Origin of the sequence: Sandarakinorhabdus glacialis (assembly GCF_014643455.1) — a bacterium.
Classification (GTDB): domain Bacteria; phylum Pseudomonadota; class Alphaproteobacteria; order Sphingomonadales; family Sphingomonadaceae; genus Sandarakinorhabdus; species Sandarakinorhabdus glacialis.
Genome location: NZ_BMJM01000016.1, coordinates 24,808 through 42,081, shown reverse-complemented (window position 1 = coordinate 42,081; position 17,274 = coordinate 24,808). Strand labels below are relative to the sequence as shown.

Annotated in this window: 10 protein-coding genes and 1 tRNA gene; 3 read left to right on the top strand and 8 right to left on the bottom strand. The window is 66.6% G+C overall.

What is annotated here, in order from left to right; genetic code table 11:
• On the top strand, nucleotides 1-122 hold a 122-nt coding region (locus IEW98_RS15190; protein WP_188764235.1), incomplete at its 5' end, for a transposase.
• A 67-nt stretch (nucleotides 123-189) separates the two neighbouring features.
• Here the strand turns inward: IEW98_RS15190 and IEW98_RS15185 are convergent.
• The 4 genes from IEW98_RS15185 to IEW98_RS15170 all read right to left on the bottom strand — a co-directional run bounded on the left by IEW98_RS15185 (nucleotide 190) and on the right by IEW98_RS15170 (nucleotide 4,680).
• Nucleotides 190-2,595 (bottom strand): hypothetical protein, encoded by a 2,406-nt coding sequence (locus tag IEW98_RS15185; protein WP_188764233.1) that lies wholly within the window; start codon nucleotides 2,593-2,595, stop codon nucleotides 190-192.
• Nucleotides 2,596-2,614: 19 nt separating this feature from the next.
• Nucleotides 2,615-3,703: a PDDEXK family nuclease gene (locus tag IEW98_RS15180; RefSeq protein WP_188764231.1), complete on the bottom strand. Its 1,089-nt coding sequence runs from the start codon at nucleotides 3,701-3,703 to the stop codon at nucleotides 2,615-2,617.
• Between the two features lie 183 nt (nucleotides 3,704-3,886).
• Nucleotides 3,887-4,063, bottom strand: coding sequence for a hypothetical protein (locus tag IEW98_RS15175; protein ID WP_188764229.1), 177 nt, complete (start codon nucleotides 4,061-4,063; stop codon nucleotides 3,887-3,889).
• A 541-nt stretch (nucleotides 4,064-4,604) separates the two neighbouring features.
• Nucleotides 4,605-4,680, bottom strand: a tRNA-Thr gene (locus IEW98_RS15170).
• Nucleotides 4,681-4,799: 119 nt separating this feature from the next.
• Between IEW98_RS15170 and IEW98_RS15165 the strand changes: the two genes are divergently transcribed.
• Entirely contained in the window at nucleotides 4,800-5,363 is a 564-nt protein-coding gene (locus IEW98_RS15165; RefSeq protein WP_207792594.1) for a hypothetical protein, read from the top strand.
• Between the two features lie 168 nt (nucleotides 5,364-5,531).
• On the top strand, nucleotides 5,532-10,271 hold the full coding sequence (locus IEW98_RS15160) for an NAD-glutamate dehydrogenase (RefSeq protein WP_243450811.1): 4,740 nt from the start codon (nucleotides 5,532-5,534) through the stop codon (nucleotides 10,269-10,271).
• A gap of 21 nt (nucleotides 10,272-10,292) precedes the next feature.
• On the opposite strand, the gene IEW98_RS15155 is transcribed toward IEW98_RS15160, so the two are convergent.
• The 4 genes from IEW98_RS15155 to gltB form a co-directional block, all read right to left on the bottom strand.
• Complete coding sequence (locus IEW98_RS15155; RefSeq protein ID WP_188764225.1) at nucleotides 10,293-11,438, bottom strand: DSD1 family PLP-dependent enzyme; 1,146 nt, start codon at nucleotides 11,436-11,438, stop codon at nucleotides 10,293-10,295.
• A 198-nt stretch (nucleotides 11,439-11,636) separates the two neighbouring features.
• Nucleotides 11,637-12,302 (bottom strand): glutathione S-transferase family protein, encoded by a 666-nt coding sequence (locus IEW98_RS15150; protein WP_188764223.1) that lies wholly within the window; start codon nucleotides 12,300-12,302, stop codon nucleotides 11,637-11,639.
• 66 nt (nucleotides 12,303-12,368) lie between these two features.
• Complete coding sequence (locus IEW98_RS15145; RefSeq protein WP_188764221.1) at nucleotides 12,369-12,662, bottom strand: hypothetical protein; 294 nt, start codon at nucleotides 12,660-12,662, stop codon at nucleotides 12,369-12,371.
• A gap of 60 nt (nucleotides 12,663-12,722) precedes the next feature.
• Nucleotides 12,723-17,270, bottom strand: coding sequence for a glutamate synthase large subunit (gene gltB / locus IEW98_RS15140; RefSeq protein WP_188764219.1), 4,548 nt, complete (start codon nucleotides 17,268-17,270; stop codon nucleotides 12,723-12,725).
• Nucleotides 17,271-17,274: the final 4 nt, after the last annotated feature.

The window sequence follows — 17,274 nt, the reverse complement described above, 5'->3', positions numbered from 1 at the left end:
CCATCGAGCGCATGTTCTGCCGCCTCAAAGACTGCCGTCGCCTCGCCACCCGCTACGATAAACTCGCCGCCAACTTCCTCGGCAACATCCACCTCGCCGCCGCCACCATGTGGTGGTTATGAGTCTCGGCCCTAGATTGGCAAATCCAACCAGGCGCCGATCCACAGCGATGCGTCGGAAAGCTAAAGTCTAACCTTTATTGGCACGGCCCTGGCGATCGACGCTGAATAGACGCGTGACGGCCAGCCGGTCGAGCGCGGCGGGAAGGCGCGCTGCGACCCAGTCTAGGTGTTCGACCGGTATGTCCTCCACCAGGTCGGCGCGGCCACGCCGCGCGATGGCGGTGGAGATTGCGGAGGCGATGGTCCGGCCGCGCCACGAACGATCGGCATCGTCGGGTCGCGACAGCTGCAGGACCGCGACGTCGATGCCCGCGTCGTCGTGCCTCCGGGCGAACTCGGCAGCGGCGGCAACCACTTCGGTGTCGGTGCGGCCGAGGCAGCGGATCACCAGCTTGCTCAGGGCCGGTGTGACGTCGGTGGCCGCGTCTGCGAGGAAGATAAGCGTCCGTTCGAGGATCTCGGAATCGCCGTCGATGACGGCGTTCAACCGGTCGGCGGTCTCGTCGCCCGTCAGCGGCTTCGCGACGCGGGAGTAGCGGAAGTAGTAGGGTGCGTCGTTCGGCAGTGACTGGAGCAGGTCAAGCTGGCCGGCGGCGTCGTGCGCCGGCAGCACGCTCTCCACCATCATGCCGGTGATCCAGTGGGCATCCTGCGAGGGCGCCAGCGAAGGGTTCGCGGCGGCTTCGTCGATCCGCTGGGTGATCGCGCTGACGGTGTCGGGATCGAGCAGCGGGCTGATCCATGGAAGATGCCAGCCTAGTTGTCGCAGCGGGAGCCCGGTCCTCGTCGAGACGGTCCGGGCCACCCGGTTGAGAAATCCGCGCAGGCTGTCGAACTCGAAGCGGACGAGGTTCTCCATCGTCCGCTGGAGGTCGTGGTCCTCGGCAGTCGTGCTCATGTGGTTCCAGATGATCGCCGGATCCATCGCCGAGGTGCGCGCGGCGGCCTGCTCCACACCTTCAGGTCGCTCGGTCTCCGGATCGAGCGCGTCCGGACTTGTCTCCCCGAACGCGGTCGCAGATTGCCTGGGCTGCAGGGCCTCGGCGGCGTCCTCATCCTCCTCCATCCCCATCAGCCGCAGCGCGAAGGCGACTGCCTGACGGGCAAGGGCTGATGATCCGTTTGTGGAGAAGGGTGCCACGGCGTCTCGGACGGCGGCTGCGAATTCCGCCGGGTCGATCCGGTTCAAGCGGAGCACCCAGGCGAGCTCGTCATAGGGCGAGTCGAACGGGCCGGCCATCTTGTAGGCGAACGCGAAGGCAACGAGGCCCGGCGCAAACGGCGTCAGCGCGCGGCCGGCCATGTGCAGCGTGGCGGCCGTCGCGAGTCCTGTCGGCCTAGCGAGCTCCGGGCAGTTCGCGGCGAACCAGGCCCGTTCATCGATCATCATCGACTCGAGCCGGTCTTCGATCAGGTGGTCGCGCTCCGCTTGGCGGCGTTTGAGTTCCGGGCCGTCGGCGCTGTCGGGCAGCGCCCGGGTCCAGCTGCCGAGCCAGCGGACGACCCGTTGGTCGAGCGCGAGCCGCACACTCTCCCGCTCGGCTGCGGCTTCCAGGATGAAGTGGAGGAAGCGCCCGTCGTCGCGGTCAGTGTCGCGCAGTTCGTAGGCGTCGAGGAACGGGCCGGGCCGGGCGGCGATGTGCGGGATGAGGTCGTCGAACGCGTCCTCGACATGGTTCTGCAGCGAGATCCACACCGAGACGAGCGCCGCTATCACGGCGTCGGGATAGCCCGCGGCCATCACGCTCACCGCGATGGCCGCGGCCAGGATGTCGGCGGCGGCGTCGAAGCCGCGGATCGGGTCGATGATCGGGGCCAGCGCCTGGTCGAGGTCGTCTCCGGCGTCGACGTGGCCCCTAAGCTCGTCCGCGATCAGCAGGCCGAGCGCGAACCGCAGGCTCTCGGGCCGGAACCGGTAGGTGTTGCTGGCGACGTCGAAGAAGCGCCCCTCCTCGATCTCGGTGAGATCGTTCCTGATGTCGCGCCCGTCGTCCCGCGTCGCGGCTCCCGACCGGGCGCGCCATTCGTCGCGGCTGAAGTCTCCGCTCTGGCGTTCACGATATTCGCGCGCGTGGCGGACGAGCAGGTCGCGGAAGTCGGTTTCGTTGTGCGCGATCATGTCGTTGCGTTCCTCGAGCCGATGGCGCCAGAACTCCATGAGTAGGCGCTCGATGCTCAGGTCCCCGACACCGGCGAGGCGCGGCAGGATCGTCAGCGCCAGCGCGCAGATCCTCGGGTTCCGCATGAAGGCGTTAAGGCGGGGACTGAGTTCGTCTGGATCGACCCCGTTCCTCCGCAGCGCGTCGGCGAATTCGGCGTCGTCATAATCTTTCACCTGGACCCGAACGGTCGTGACGTAGCGCGGCAGGCGGTCGCCCACCTCGCGAACCCAGTATCGCTCGCGGCATGTGGCGACGAGGACGCCGCCCAGGTCGCGAACCGCGGGCAGCAGGTCGCGCAGGATCGATGCCATGCCTTACCGCTGGTTTCGTTCAGGCCGTCGACCACCAGCACGAAGCCATCCCGCGAGCGCCCGCCCTGCGACCACCGCTCGATCCGCCGGCGCCAGCGCGCGACGGCGTTGGCGTCGCGCGGTCAGGACTGGTGCGCGGCGAGGCGTGCGAGCATCTCAACCGGTTCGATGACCGGCGAGAGCTGTTCCGCGATCCGCCGATAGATAGTAGCAGGATCGGGCGCGGGTCGGCCGACAGCCACCAGTTCGTGACCGCCCAGGTCTTCCCCGAGCCCTCGCCGCCAGCGACCAGTACGAGCGTGTCGCCCTCCGCGTCGGCACGCGCACGATTGACCGCCTCGCCGATCGCGCACCGCAGCTCGGGCCGGTTGGCGGTGAGGGAGCTGTCCTCGAGCGGCACGAGGAACTGGGAGAACTGGCGCTGGGCGAGCCGCCTGCTCCCGAGCGTGGCCTCCGCCCAGTCCGCGTTGCGGTGCCGGAAAGCGTCGAGGCCGAGAAGTGCTGGCGATAGCTTGTTGCGTATCTCGTCCAGGCTAGCTCCAAACCCCGGGTCGGCGGCGATGTCGGCCAGGCCGGCGGCAAGCGCCGCGTGCTTCGACGGGTTGAGATGGATCTTCGCGAACTCGTTCACGTGCTCGGGCACGGCGGCCAGCAGCACGGCGAGTGGCGGCAGGCCCGCGGCCGCCCAGTCGAGCGTCAGCAGGCTGATGCCGCCCTTTTCAAGGATCTGCTCGAGCTGCCGTTCGGTCGCCTCGCCGACCTCGACGGTCGCCGCCAGCACCCAGAGGTCGATGCCGTCGGTGAGCGCAAAGGCGGCAAGCGTAGACTTGCCGACGAGTTCCTGTAGCGGTACCGAGGCGGTGTAGCGCTTCGCCTCCATCGCGATGGCGAACCGCCCCGCGGTCGTCGCCGCATCGCGCCCGAACTGCGAACCCGACTTAGCGAGCCTGAAGGTGTAGCCCGTGAAGCCGGCGAGCGCGTCTGCGACCAGCCCCTCGAAGCCGGTCGCGCCGGCCGCCGGATCCCACGTGCGCAGGATGTCGTGCAGGGCTTCGCGTGCGGTCGCCGGGGGTGTCGGGGATGTGGTCGTGGTTGTCTTGCGCGCCATCTCCCCCTTCTAGTGGCAAGGCGGGTGCCCGCAAGGCGAACTGGATCGTTGGCGGGGCGTCAGGCCGCCTGTTTCCGGGCGCAACCGCCCCGTTTCGCATTCCGCATCTCGCGCCTCATCGGATACAGTTCGGCTAGCAGTTTCTTCGTAAGCGGTGTCTGGGCCCGTTCAGTCCGAGGCGTCTCAATATTCGCCGACGCGGCAGCGGACCCTGCCGCGGTACAGGTCGATTAGCGCCTGCGGGTAACCATTCTCAGCGAGCCATTTGTCCATGTTCTCGTTCTTTCCGAATTCCGCCGGGTCGACGCCCTCTGGGGCAGGCTTGGGGAAGCCATACTTCCAGCCTTCCGGCGGGTCCATCAAACCGGCAGCAGCTCAATCCACCTACATGAACAAGTGGCTGCTTTTGAGGTTCGTGCCGAGGTCATCGAATGGCGACTTATGGGTCGATCGAACCGATAGGCGGCATTCGCCTGAAATCTGCATCAGCATTGGGGTCAAAAACCTCGTCATCCGAGATCGGCGGCCCGTCAACCCCTTGATCACCGGTCAGAGACCGCCTGGTACATCGCCGACACTCCCGCGACTAACCGCAATCGCCCGGAGAATGGGCCCCCGTTCGCGCCGAATGCCACGCGAAGCCCAAATTTAGGGCTGCTTGGAATGGGTGGTGCCACGCATCTGACTCGAATGAGCAAACCCATCAAACCCAGCGAAACTATCTAAACACTCCAGTGAGTTAAACAAAGCCACCATCCCGGGTCCCATCTTCAGGCCCCAAACCATTGCAAAAATGGTCGACAGCCAGAGTGCCAAAATGCGTGGTCAAGTGAACGAAAAAAGAAGCCGGCTTTCGCCGGCCCCATCTTAAGTCTCTGATATAAAATCATGATTTTAGTAGTGGTGCCGCTTAGGTGACTCGAACACCTGACCCCATCATTACGAATGATGTGCTCTACCGGCTGAGCTAAAGCGGCATTGGAACGGTAGGGAGCGGCCTCTAACAGGCACGCGCGCTTGTCGCAAGCCGCCCGGGTGAATGTTTTGCCGGCGCTGCCGTAACCTCATGGGCAGCACATCAGGGAAAGGCGAGGCAATGCGCGGCGCGATGGCAATGGTGGCCGATCCGGCATTCGACCTGCCACCGCACTTTGCCGTCGTCGAGCGGCGGATGGCGGGCCAGGCGCTCGATCGCTGGCAGGCACGCGGCCGTGGGCTCATTACCGGCTTCGAGGCCAACAGCCTGGTCATCGCCGACCCGTTCGGCGCCGCGACCATCGACAGCGTCGGTGACGCCATTGCGGGGACATTCGGACTCGCTGCCGGCCTAGCGCTCGGCACTACCGGCCTTGCCGCCGAGCTCCGCGCCGCCTGCGGACTGATGGCGATCGACATCGCGCCGCAGCCTTTCGAAGCCACGCTCGAAATCGATCCCGACGGCTGCATCGTGCTTCGCGGCATCGCGCTACCGATATGCGACCATGTCGCCGGGGCAATCGGCGACAACATCCCCGATTTCGTCCAGTTCGTCGTCAACTGGCGTGAAGTGCTGAATCGGTCGGCATCGGCGCGTTTGCGGCGCGAACTTGTCACGGCACTGCGGATTGTGCGGGCGGTTTCGCCCAAAATCGACCCATTTGCGCCCGATCCGCGCGAATAACCGCCCCGCCGTGATCCGCGCGGCCTTGGACTTTGCCCGGCGGGAGAGCATAAGCCCGGCCTGCGAAACGCGGAGCCAGTCGTGCCATTGACCGTCAAGGGGCAACCAAAGCCCATCAAGTCCGCAACCCTGCCGGACGCATTGCCGCCCGGGGTTCACGCGGCCCTCGTGGCCGCATTGTTCGACCATGCACTGCCCGGTGAAGTCGAAAATCTCGATAACGCCGGCCGCGACGCCATCGCCGCCTTCATGGCCAGCGCCTTGCAACAGCGCGCCCCCGATGCCCCCGTCGTCCAGCTCGATCCGGCTGAAAACGCCGATGGCGAGGACGGTGTCCGCCGCCGCCGCATGGCTTTGGCGATCATCGGCGAGGACCGCCCGTTCCTCGTCGATTCGACTTCCGCCGCGATCACCGCCGCCGGCCTCGAGATCGATCGCCTGCTTCATCCCGTCGTCGACGTCCGCCGCGATGCGGACGGCACCCTCATTGAAATCATCGGCCTGGCCGCCGGCACCCCCGCTCCGGGCGTTGCCCGCGAATCGCTGATCTATTTCGAGATCGAGCGTGCCGGTGCCCGCGCCCGCACCGCCCTGATCGCGACGCTCCACAAGGTCCTCGAAGACGTCGAGGCCGCCGTGACCGATTGGCCGGCAATGCTCAAGACGCTCGAACAGGTCACCCGCGACCTGTCCGCCAACCCGCCGCCGGTCGCCCCCCACCGCGCCGCCGAGGCAACGGCCTTTCTCGATTGGCTTGCCGACGACAATTTCACCTTGCTCGGTGTACGCCGCTACGAACTCGCCGGCGATCTCGACGACCCGGCGATGCAGCCCGTCTCGGCGTCTGGCCTCGGCCTGCTCCGCGACCCCGACTTCCCGATCTGGACCGGACACGCGGGGAATACGGATACGCCCGGCGCGCTCAAGGCCTTGCTCGCCACCCCCGAGCCGCTGCTGATCACCAAGTCAGGCGCTGTCGTCTCGGTCCATCGCCGCGTCAACGGCGACCTCGTGTCGGTCAAAAGCTTCGATCGGCAGGGCCGTGTCATCGCCGAAACCCGCTTCCTCGGCCTGTATACGTCCGCCGCGCTCGCCGTCTCGCCGCGCCAGGTCCCCCTGCTCCGCCGCAAGGTCGCCGAAGTCGTCGACGAGCTCGGATTTGCCGCGGATGGCCACACCGGCAAGGCGCTGGTCCATGTCCTCGAAACGTTCCCGCGCGAGGAATTGTTCGAAGCCTCGACCGCCCGCCTGCGCGACATGGCGCTCGGCCTCCTGTCGCTGCTCGATCGCCCGCGCCCCAAGCTGTTCGCCCGCGTCGATCCGTTCGCGCGCTTCCTGTCGATCATCGTCTATGTGCCGCGCGACAGCTACACCAGCGGCGTCCGCGAAAGCATCGGTCGCATGTTGACCGAGACCACCGGCGGCAGCCTCGGCCGTTTCGAGGTCGAACTGCGGTCCGAGGGTCTTGCCCGCGTCCACTACGTCATCGCGATATCTCCGGCCGTCGCCGAAAGTTTCGGCGCCGCCGAGGAAGCCGACCTCGATCGCCGCCTGCGCCAGATCGTCCGCGGCTGGGAGGAAGGCCTCGAGACCGCGCTTCTCGCGCTCGTCGGCCCGACCCGCGCCGCGCGCCTGGTCATCAGCCACGGCCGCGCCTTTTCGCCGAGCTACCGTGCCCAGCACAGCGCCGACGCCGCCGCCGCCGACATCATCGCGCTGACGGCCCTCCACGACGACAACGGCCGCGCCGTCCGCCTCCTCCCCGGCGCCCCCGACGACCCCAAGCAACTTCGCCTCAAGGTGTATCGCCTCGGCAAGATCATTCCCCTGTCGGAAGCCGTCCCCGTCCTCGAAAACTTCGGGCTCCGCGTCATCGAGGAATTCCCCTTCGATCTCGCCGAAGGCCGCCTCGGCTGGATCCATGATTTCCTCCTCGAAGTCAGCGACCCCTCGGTGCTCGCCGATTGGGACGCCCTGCGCGCCCGCGTCGAACCCGCGCTGACCAGCGTGCTCCTCGGCGCCGACGAAAACGACGGCTTCAACGCCCTCACCGTCGAAACCGGCCTCGGCAAACAGGCCGCCGGCTGGCTGCGCGCCTATTTCCGCTACATGCGCCAGACCGGCGTCACCTATGGCCTGATGACCGCCGTCGACGCGCTGCGCCGCTATCCGGAGGTTACCCGCGACCTCGTCCGCCTGTTCGAAACCCGCTTCGGCCTTGCCGTCACCGACCGCGACGCCGCCAGCGAAACCGCCCTCGCCGCCGTCGACACCGGCCTGCAGGCCGTCGCGTCGATCGACGACGACCGCATCCTGCGCCTCTACCGTTCGATGATGCTCGCCACCCTGCGCACCAACGCCTTTGTCCCCGGCCGCCCCGAGGCCCTGGCCTTCAAGCTCGACAGCGCCCTCGTCCCCAATTTGCCGCGCCCGGTGCCGTACCGCGAAATCTGGGTCTATTCCCCGCGCATCGAGGGCATCCACCTGCGCGGCGGCCCGATCGCGCGCGGCGGGCTGCGCTGGTCCGATCGCCGTGACGATTTCCGCACCGAGGTGCTCGGGCTGGTGAAGGCGCAAAAGGTCAAGAACACCGTCATCGTGCCGACCGGCGCCAAGGGCGGCTTCTATCCCAAGCAGTTGCCCCCCCCGACCAACCGCGACGCCTGGCTCGCCGAAGGTACGGAATCGTACAGTATCTTCATCCGCGCATTGCTGTCGCTCACCGACAACCTCGCCCCCGATGGCGCCAACATCCCGCCCGAAAATGTCGTCTGCCTCGACGCCCCCGACCCGTACCTCGTCGTCGCCGCCGACAAGGGCACCGCGACCTTCTCCGACACCGCCAACGCCATTGCCCAGCAGCACGGCTTCTGGCTCGGCGACGCCTTCGCCAGCGGCGGCGGCCATGGCTATGACCACAAGGCCATGGCGATAACCGCGCGCGGCGCCTGGATCTCGGTCCAGCGCCACTTCCGCGAGATGGGCGTCGACGTCCAGACCGAGCCCGTCCGCGTCGCCGGCGTCGGCGACATGTCGGGCGATGTCTTCGGCAACGGCATGCTGCTCAGCCCGTCGATCCTGCTCGTCGCGGCGTTCGACCATCGCCACTTCTTCTTCGATCCCGCTCCCGATGCCGCCCTCAGCCTGACCGAACGCCAGCGCATCTTCGCGCTGCCGCGCTCGAGCTGGGACGACTATGACCGGACGCGCATATCGGCCGGCGGCGGGGTCTTCGCGCGCAGCCTCAAGTCGGTGCCGCTGACCCCCGAGGTCCAGGCGATGCTCGGGGTGACCGCTGCCAGCCTGTCGCCGTCCGAACTAATCACCGCGATCCTGAAAATGCCGTCCGACCTGCTGTGGTTCGGCGGCATCGGCACCTATGTGAAGGCCACGACCGAGAGCCAGGCCGATGCCGGCGACCGCGCCAACGACGCCCACCGCATCAGCGGTTCCGAGATCGGCGCCAAGGTCGTCGGCGAGGGTGCCAACCTCGGCGTCACGCAAGCCGGTCGCATCGAATTCGCCATGAAGGGCGGCCGCATTAACACCGATTTCATCGACAACAGCGCCGGCGTCGATTGCTCGGACAACGAGGTCAACATCAAGATCGCGCTCAACGCCGAAGTCACCGCCGGGCGGTTGACCGAGCTCGATCGCAATGCGCTGCTCGTTGAAATGACCGATGACGTTGCCGCCCTCGTGCTCAACGACAACGTCATGCAGACCCAGGCGCTCAGCATCGCAGAACGCGGCGGGAGCGCCGCCCTGCCAGGCCATGTCCGCCTCATCCAGGCTTTGGAAGCCAGCGCCGCCGAGCTCGACCGCCAGGTCGAAGGCCTCGCCAGCGACGATGTGCTGCTCCAGCGCGGACGTAGTGGCGGCGCGCTCGAACGCCCCGAACTCGCGGTCGTCATGGCCTATGCCAAGATGGCGATCTATGACGCGCTGGTCCCGACCGGGACAGGCGGCAGCGGCCCGGCACTTGTCGACGATGCCTTGCTGGTGCCCGATCTCCACGGCGGTTTCCCGACCGCGATGCGCGAGCGTTTCGCCCCCGCCATCGACGGCCACCGGCTGCGGCGCGAACTGATCGCGACACGGCTGAGCAATCGCCTCGTCAATCGCGGCGGGCTCGGGCTGGCGTTTGAACTGGCCGAGGAACTCGGCGTCGGCCTGTCGGACGTCGCCTCGGCGTTCGTCGCGGCGCGGGCGTTGTTCGACCTCAAGGGGTTATGGGCGGCGATCGACACTGCCGCGGTGCCCGGCCCGGTTCAGATCGACCTCCACGTCGCGGCTGTTGCGGCGTTGCGGACGCAGATGGCCGACATCATCGTCCACGGCCGCGGTGTCGCGCCTTCGGTGCTGGTCGAACGCCTGCGCGCCGGCATCGACCGGCTGGCGGACAGCATCGATGCGGTCCTGCGCCCCGAGCCTCGCGCCCAGGTCGACCGGTTCGCGGCGCGGCTGGCGGCGCAGGGCGCGCCCGAAGCGATCATTGCCATGCTGGTGCGGATCGAAGTGCTCGGCGGTGCTGTCGGCGTTGGCCTGTTGGCGCGCGACCTCGGCGCTGCCGAAGCCGCCGTCGCATCGGCCTATACCGCGCTTGGCGAAGCCACCGGACTCGACTGGGCCAAGGGCGCGGCTGCGGGCCTTGACCCCGCCGACCCATGGGAACGCCTGCTCCGTGCCGGGCTGGTCCGCGATTTCGACCACCTCCGCCTCGACCTGCTGCGGCGGATCATCCCCGAAGGCAGCGACCCCGAAACCGCCGTCAACGCCTGGCTCGAGGCCAACAGCGACCGCGTGGCGCGCATCGCTGGCGCGGTCGCGCGGGCGCGTGCAGGCGGCGTGGTGACGACGGCAATGCTGGCCCACCTTGCCAGCCAGGCGCGGGCGGTGCTGGGCTGAGTCGGGGACGCGGCTGGAGGGTCAGCGTGACCGGCCGCGCGCGGCGACCGGCCAAAGCATGCGCAGCGTGTCGCCTTCGACGACGTGGTAGGTGTCGTATAGATTGACGGTGGGATCGCAGTGCGGCGCCGCCAGGGTGACGATGTGCCCGAGCGGCAGGGTGCCCCGGTCCGGCAGCAGAAGCGCGCCATGCTCGTCGCCCATGAAGCGATAGGTCGATCCCGCTGGCGCGCCGGAGACCACGGCAGGATTGCCGGCGTCGGTCGCGAAGGCCTTGATGCCGGCATCAAGCGTCACCATTCCGGGCGTATTCGCACTGACCACGCGTGCATCGACCATCAGGGCGGTTTCGAACGGCGCCGGCTGGTCATCGCCGGTCAGGTCGCAGGCAAGATATTCGCCATCCATGAAGACATAGGAGCCGACCTGAAGCTCGGTGAAAAGTCCGAGGGCAGGGTCGATGCGGTGCGTCCCCGTGCCGCCGCCGGTGACGATTGCGGGCTTGCCGCCAACCAGGGTGAGAGCAGCGATGATCGACCGGATATTCTCGGCGCGGTCTTCCATTGCCCGGCGCCGGTCGCCGAAGTCGGCAATGTGCTGCTGCGCGCCGCAATAGCATTGCACGCCGGCATAGTGGAGGCTGCCCGCTTGCTCGATGGCATCGAACAGGCGGGCGGCGGCTTCTGCCGAATTGACACCAGTGCGGTGCATGCCCGGATCGATATCGATGATCACGTTCAAGGATTTCCCCGAGGCGTGCGCGGCCACCGACAGGGCGCGAACATTCTCGGGATTGTCGACGACGCACATCAACCCGTCGGTGCGCTGGTTGAGTGCGACCAGGCGGGCGATCGCCGGCGACGAGACCAGCGGGGAGGTCAGGTGCAGGCCGTGGGTGACACCATTGTCCGCCAGCACCTCGGCCTCGCCGATCTTGGCGCAGCAGATGCCGATGGCGCCGGCGGCAAGCTGTCGCCTGGCGATGTCGGGGCTTTTGTGGGTCTTGGCATGGGGTCGCAAGTGCACGCCTTGCGCTGCCGCATACCGCGCCATCGCCGCGATGTTGCGATCGAGCGCATCCCGGTCGATTACCAGCGCTGGCGTATTGAGGCTGTGGCGCGAGCCCTGCTGGCCGATCAAATGGCCGTGAAGTTCGTCGTCGGTCATAGGGGGCATTTCCTTGCGGCGACACGGCTACGGCATTGTCGCCGCTGTCCTACATGCGGCTTTTCCGTTACGAATACACCGCCCTCGCCCGCGCCCTTCCACACTGCCGCTTCGAAAGGATTTCCCCGCTCCGCCGAAAACCGGCGAAAGCGGAAAATGTGGAAAATGTTAACGAATAAGGCGGAGATCCGACAGACGCTAGAAATCGAGCTTGTCGTAGTGCGAAGGCGGCGGCAGGCCCTCCATCCGCTCCTGCAGCAACGGGCGGAACGTGGGCCGCGACTTGATCGCCGAATACCAGGTCCGTGCCGGGTCATGGCCGTCCCATTCGATTGCCCCGAGATAATCGGCGACCGAAACCTGCGCCACCGCCGCGATATCAGCGAGCCCGAACGCCGGCCCCGACAGCCAGCGCCGCCGATCGAGCAGGAAGTCGAGATAGTCGAGGTGGGCCTCGGCGTTACGCGCCGCGCTTCGGATGGCAGCGGCGTCGGGCGCCTCGCGAGTAAAAAGCCGTTTGTACATGCGTTCGGACAGCAACGGCGCCGTAACTTCGCCATAGAATTTCTGGTCGAACCAGGCGATCAGCCGCCGCGATTCCGCACGTTCCTCGGGCCCGGCACCGAGCAGCGGCGTCCGCTCGATGGTTTCCTCAAGATAGTCGCAGATCGCGGCGGAATCGACGAGCGTGACGCTGGAATTCTGCAACACCGGCGTCTGCCCGGCCGGGTTGAGCGCGGCAAAACCATCGCGGCGGTCCCAGGGAAATTCATCGACCAGCTCGACGGTCACGCCCTTTACCGCGCAGGCAAAGCGAACCTTACGACTGAACGGGCAAAGGGTATATTGATAGAGGCGCCACATTATTCGGAAATACAGTCTTAACGAACTGGCGCGCCGGGGGAAGAGGCAGCAGGCACATAAATGCCTCTAATTCTTGTGACGTTTGACTTTCGTCAATTGCGCAATCTCGGCCTCCAGCGCCGCGATCTTGACCGCCTGCGAGACGATGATGTCGTGCAGCGCCGCCTTGTGGGCGGCCTGATCGACAGGCTCGGCCTCGGGCATCGCCGGCGGCACGTCGACGATCGTCTCGGCGGCAGCCTGCTCGCGCGTGCCGGCCTTGAACATTCCCGATTCCCGCGCCCGCTGGATCAGCGGTGCAGCGCTGACGGCAAGCGCCATCAGGCTGGCGATAAGGGGATCCTGCTTGTTGTCGGCCATGCTGCGTCCTCGGGTGTGCCCGCCCTAGATAGGGAGAAGGCACACCCGATACAATTCCGCCTATTCGGCGGCCACCGACAGCGAAATGTCGTCAAGTGGATAAGCCAGCCGCGACAGCATCTCGCGCGGACAGACCTGCCAGATATGCGCTTGGGTCCGGTCCCATCCGGCGAGCAGCCCGGCCGACCATTTCGACCCGGTCTCGCGAGCATGTTCGGCAATCAGGTCATGGACAACGCCGGTCCAGTGCGCGCTGGCGAGGCGGTTGATGACGACCGACTCATTGTTGACGCGGATCGGGAAGTCGCCGTCGAAATCATAGACGAACGCCATGCCGCCGCTCATCCCGGCGGCGAAATTGTCGCCGACGCGGCCCAGCACGACCGCCGTGCCGCCGGTCATGTATTCGCAGCCGTTGGCGCCGCAGCCCTCGATGACGACCGTCGCGCCGGAGTTGCGGACGGCGAAACGCTCGCCAGCCCGGCCCGCTGCGAACAGGCGTCCCGAGGTGGCGCCGTAAAGCACGGTGTTACCGATGATGGCATTGTCCTGGCTGGCCAGCGGCGACGACACCATCGGGCGAACCACGATCGTTGCTCCCGACAGGCCCTTGCCGACATAGTCGTTGGCCTCGCCGAAGACTTCGAGGCGGATGCCCTGGACGGCGAATGCCCCGAGCGACTGCCCGGCCGACCCGCGCAGGCGGATCTGGACATGCCCCGGCTGGAGACCGGTCATGCCGAACTTGCGGGTGATCTCCGAGCTCAGCCGGGTGCCGACGGCGCGGTGGGTGTTGCGCACCGAATAGGTCAGCTGCATCTTCTCGCCGCGGCTGAACAATTGCTCGGCGTCACGGATCATGTCGGCGTCGAGGCTGTCGGGGACTTCGTTGCGATGCCCCGCGATGCCGAAGCGGCGCATGTGATCGGGCGCATCGACCTTGGCGAGGATCGGGTTCAGGTCGAGGTCGTCGAGATGTTCGGCGCCGCGGCTGACCTGGCGCAGCAGCTCGGTGCGGCCGATGACGTCGTTCAGCGACTTCACCCCGAGCCGGGCGAGGATCTCGCGGACTTCCTCGGCGATAAAGCTCATCAGGTTGATGACCTTTTCCGGCGTGCCGTCGAACTTGGCGCGCAGCGCCTCGTCCTGCGAGCAGACGCCGACCGGGCAGGTGTTCGAATGGCACTGGCGGACCATGATGCAGCCCATGGCGACCAATGACAGCGTGCCGATGCCATATTCCTCGGCACCCAATATGGCGGCGATGACGATGTCGCGGCCAGTCTTCAACCCGCCATCGGTGCGCAGCTTGACGCGGTGGCGCAGGCCGTTGAGCGTCAGCACCTGGTTGACCTCGGACAGGCCCATTTCCCACGGCGTCCCGGCGTATTTGATGCTGGTCTGCGGTGACGCGGCGGTGCCGCCGACATGGCCGGCGACGAGGATGAAATCGGCATGCGCCTTGGCGACACCGGCGGCGATCGTGCCGATGCCGGCGGCGCTGACGAGCTTGACCCCGACCCGGGCGCGTGGATTGATCTGCTTGAGATCGTAGATGAGCTGCGCCAGGTCTTCGATCGAATAGATATCATGGTGCGGCGGCGGCGAGATCAGGCTGACGCCGGGAGTCGCGTGACGCAGCCGGGCGATCAGTTCCGACACCTTGAAGCCGGGCAATTGCCCGCCCTCGCCGGGCTTGGCGCCCTGCGCGACCTTGATCTCGATTTCCTCGCAGGCATTCAGATATTCGGCGGTGACGCCGAACCGCCCCGAGGCGATCTGCTTGACCACCGAATTGGCGTTGTCGCCGTTTTCGTAGGGCGTGAAGCGCTTGCGATCCTCGCCGCCCTCGCCGCTGACCGCCTTGGCGCCGATGCGGTTCATGGCGATGGCGAGGGTTTCATGGGCTTCGGGCGACAGCGCGCCGAGGCTCATTCCCGGCGTGACGAAGCGTTTGCGGATCTCGGTGATCGATTCGACGTGCTCGACTGGGATTGAAGTCGTTTCGGCGAAATCGAGCAGGTCGCGAAGCGCAATCGGCGGCTGTTCGCGAACGGCGCGCGAGAATTTGAGATAGTCGGAATAGCTGTCGGTGCCGACGGCGTGCTGGAGCAGATGGATCAGCCCGGCCTGATAGGCATGGTCTTCGGATCCGGCGCGATAACGGTAAAGCCCGCCGATCGGCAGCGCGATGACGTCCTCGTCAAAGGCGCGGTCGTGGCGCATCTGGGCGTTGATGAACAGCGAGTCGAAACCCTCGCCCGAGATTTTCGACGGCATGCCGGGGAAGAAGTCGTTGACCAGCGCGCGGCTGAGTCCGACGGCTTCGAAGTTGTAGCCGCCGCGGTACGACGAGATCACCGCAATGCCCATCTTGGCCATGATCTTGAGCAGGCCATCCTCGATCGCCTTGCGATAGCGGCCGACGCATTCGTCGTAGGTCAGCGCCCCGAAAAGCCCGCGGGCGTGCCGGTCGGCGATCGCTTCCTGTGTCAGATAGGCATTGACGGTCGTGGCGCCGACACCGATCAGCACGGCGAAATAATGCGTATCGAGCGCTTCGGCCGAGCGCACGTTGATCGATGCGAAGGTGCGCAGGCCCTTGCGCACCAGGTGCGTGTGGACGCCGGCGGCGGCGAGGATCATCGAGATGCCGGCGCGCTGGGCGGACTGGTCCTCGTCGGTGAGGAAAAGCTGGCTCTTGCCCGAGCGGACGGCGGTTTCCGCCTCGGCGCGGACGCGGGCGATGGCGGCACGCAGCGCCTCCGGGCCGCCATGGATGTCGAAGCAGCAATCGATGACCGCCGCCTGCTTACCGAAATGCGCCTTGAGGACGTTCCAGCCCATGTTGGTCATGACGGGCGTGTCGATGACCATGACGCCCTTCTGGCTGGCGCCGCCATCGAGGATGTTGCCGAGGTTCGAGAACCGCGTCTTCAGGCTCATGACGTGGGTTTCGCGCAGCGAGTCGATCGGCGGGTTGGTGACCTGGCTGAAGTTCTGACGGAAGAAATGCGCCAGGTTGCGCGGATTTTCGGAAATGACGGCGAGCGGCGCATCGTCGCCCATGCTGCCGGTCGCTTCCTTGGCGTCCTCGACCATCGGGGCCAGCAACAGTTCCATGTCTTCCATCGATTGGCCGGCCGCAACTTGGCGGCGCCGCAGTTCGTCGCGGGCATAGGCGGCGGCAGGCTGGTTGGCATCGTGCCCGGCCATCGAGGCGAAGGTCGTGAACCCGGCGACCTTTTCGGCATAGTTGGCGGCGCCGGCGATACGATCCTTGATGGCGCGATCGGTATAGAATTTGGGCGTTTCGCCGATTTCGCCGTCAAGGTCGACGGCGATCATCTCGCCCGGCCCGAGCGCGCCCTTGTAGAGCATGTCGGCCTCGGGAATGACGACCATGCCCGCCTCGGAGCCGGTCACCAGCAGGTTGTCGCGGGTCAGCGCATAGCGCATCGGCCGCAGCGCGTTTCGATCGAGCCCGGCGATGACCCAGCGGCCATCGGTCATGGCGAGCGCCGCCGGGCCGTCCCAGGGCTCCATGATGCTGGCGAAAAAGGCATACATGTCGCGGTGATGGGCGGGCAGCGTGTCGTCCTTCTGCCACGCCTGCGGGATCAGCATCAGCTTGGCGGTCGGACCGTCGCGGCCCGAGCGCACGAACGCCTCGAACACCGCATCGAGCGCCGCGGTGTCGGACGCACCGGCGGGGATCAGCGGCTTGATGTCCTCGGAATGTTCGCCGAAGGCCCGGGCGGCCATCTTGATCTCGTGGCTTTTCATCCAGTTGGTGTTGCCGCGGACGGTGTTGATCTCGCCGTTATGGGCGAGGCAGCGGAACGGCTGGGCCAGCCACCATTGCGGGAAGGTGTTGGTGCTGTAGCGCTGGTGATAGATGGCGAAGCGCGAGACAAAGCGCTCGTCCATGAGGTCGGGGTAGAAGACCGACAGTTCCTCGGCGAGGAATAGGCCCTTGTAGATGATCGAGCGCGCCGACAGCGAGCAGATGTAGAAGCCCTGGGTCTGCGCCTCGATGACCTTTTTCTCGATCCGGCGGCGGATGAGGTAAAGGTCCTTTTCGAAGGCATCGATGGCGCCGGGTCCCGGCATCGGCCCGGCGATCATGATCTGCTCGATCTCGGGGCGCGACTGCATCGCCTTTTCGCCGATGACCGAGACGTCGACCGGCACCTGGCGCCAGCCATAGACCTTGTAGCCAAAGCCGATGATCTCTGATTCGACAATGGTGCGGCAGGTTTCCTGGGCGGCGAGATCGGTGCGCGGCAGGAAGACCTGGCCGACGGCGAGCAGGTTCGGCTTGGGCTTGTGGCCGGCGCGGTCGATATGCTCGTGGAAAAAATCGAGCGGCAGCTCGGTCAGGATGCCGGCGCCGTCGCCGGTCTTGCCATCGGCGTCGACCGCGCCGCGATGCCAGACCGCCTTCAGTGCCTCGATGCCGGCGATGACGACGCGGCGCGAGGCCTTGCCGTCGGTCGCGGCGATCAGCCCGACACCGCAGGCATCGGACTCCATGTCGGGGCGATACATGCCGACTTCGGCGATGCGGGCACGCTCGGCGGCAGAAGCGGTAAAGGAGCTGGTCATCAGG

Coding starts and splice junctions, on each gene's coding strand:
- IEW98_RS15145 (WP_188764221.1), bottom strand. CDS start 12,662: ATGGCCGACAACAAGCAGGATCCCCTTATCGCCAGCCTGATGGCGCTT.
- IEW98_RS15180 (WP_188764231.1), bottom strand. CDS start 3,703: ATGGCGCGCAAGACAACCACGACCACATCCCCGACACCCCCGGCGACC.
- IEW98_RS15185 (WP_188764233.1), bottom strand. CDS start 2,595: ATGGCATCGATCCTGCGCGACCTGCTGCCCGCGGTTCGCGACCTGGGC.
- IEW98_RS15165 (WP_207792594.1), top strand. CDS start 4,800: ATGCGCGGCGCGATGGCAATGGTGGCCGATCCGGCATTCGACCTGCCA.
- gltB (WP_188764219.1), bottom strand. CDS start 17,270: ATGACCAGCTCCTTTACCGCTTCTGCCGCCGAGCGTGCCCGCATCGCC.
- IEW98_RS15175 (WP_188764229.1), bottom strand. CDS start 4,063: ATGGACCCGCCGGAAGGCTGGAAGTATGGCTTCCCCAAGCCTGCCCCA.
- IEW98_RS15150 (WP_188764223.1), bottom strand. CDS start 12,302: ATGTGGCGCCTCTATCAATATACCCTTTGCCCGTTCAGTCGTAAGGTT.
- IEW98_RS15155 (WP_188764225.1), bottom strand. CDS start 11,438: ATGACCGACGACGAACTTCACGGCCATTTGATCGGCCAGCAGGGCTCG.